This window comes from Pantoea sp. paga, from assembly GCF_007558755.1.
Classification (GTDB): Bacteria; Pseudomonadota; Gammaproteobacteria; order Enterobacterales; family Enterobacteriaceae; genus Pantoea; species Pantoea agglomerans.
Genome location: NZ_VLTF01000030.1, coordinates 1 through 1,229, shown reverse-complemented (window position 1 = coordinate 1,229; position 1,229 = coordinate 1). Strand labels below are relative to the sequence as shown.

Sequence of the window (1,229 nt, the reverse complement as noted above, 5' to 3'; positions counted from 1 at the left end):
TGAATCGCCACGGATAATCTAGACACTTCCGAGCCGTTGATAATACTGGTTTTCATATTCTGTCGGTGGCATCTGATCGCTAGAACCATGCCGACGCTTACTGTTATAAAACATTTCGATGTAATCAAAAATATCGCTGCGGGCTTCTTCCCGCGTTCCGTAGATCTTTTTCTTTATCCGTTCGCGTTTCAACAACTGGAAAAAGCTTTCTGCAACCGCATTATCATGGCAGTTACCGCGACGGCTCATGCTGCCCTCCAGGCCGTGTGATTTCAGGAACGACTGCCACTCATGGCTTGTGTACTGACTGCCCTGATCCGAATGAACCAACACCTGTTTTTGGGGATTACGCCGCCATACAGCCATCAGCAGTGCGTTCAGGACAATGTCCTTTGTCATCCGGGATTGCATGGACCAGCCGATAATTTTGCGTGAGAACAGATCAACAACCACGGCAAGATACAGCCAGCCTTCGTGGGTCCTGATGTAGGTTATGTCCGTTACCCAACGCTCATCCGGAGCATCCGGATTGAACTGTCGCTGGAGCCTGTTGGGCGACACGATACTGGCCTCGCCTTTACGTGCCCGCGGGCTCCGGTATCCGACCTGAGCCTTTATCCCGACACGTTTCATCAGTCGCCAGACTCTGTTCACTCCGCACTGTTGCCCGCTGTCCCGCAGATCCAAATGGATTTTGCGATAACCATAGACGCATCCCGATTCCAGCCAGAACTGTTTAATCTGTCCTGTCAGTCTTAGGTCTGCCTGATGGCGTTGTGAATGCGGCTGCTGAAGCCAGGCGTAAAAACCACTGGGATGAACATCCAGCACCCGACAGAGCAGGCGAACAGGCCAGCAACAGATGTTGTCACGGATAAAGGCGTACCTCAGTCGGACAGCTTTGCGAAGTACGCCGCGGCTTTTTTTAATATGTCCCGTTCGTCGGTAACCCGCTTCAGCTCTTTCTGGAGACGGCGGATCTCGGCCTGAGCATCTGACTCTTCTTTATTAGTGGAAGAATCTGGACCGTACTTCTTTATCCAGGCGTAAAGGCTGTGGGTGGTGATATCGAGACGTGTTGCAACGCTGGCAACAGAATAACCGCGATCAACAACCTGTTTGACTGCTTCAATTTTAAACTCTTCGGGATAACGCTTACCGCTCATGGACACCTCTCTTTAAGCCATCTTAAATGACTCTGAGGTGTCTGTTAAACCCGTGGCGATTCA

Annotated in this window: 1 protein-coding gene; it reads right to left on the bottom strand. The window is 51.0% G+C overall.

Going from position 1 to position 1,229, the window contains the following annotated elements:
• Positions 1–18: 18 nt before the first annotated feature.
• A protein-coding gene (locus FOV68_RS23830) for an IS3 family transposase (RefSeq protein WP_088234235.1) occupies positions 19–1,166 on the bottom strand; the annotation gives its coding sequence in 2 pieces (ribosomal slippage) (positions 19–929 and positions 929–1,166; 1,149 coding nt in all).
• Positions 1,167–1,229 lie beyond the last annotated feature (63 nt).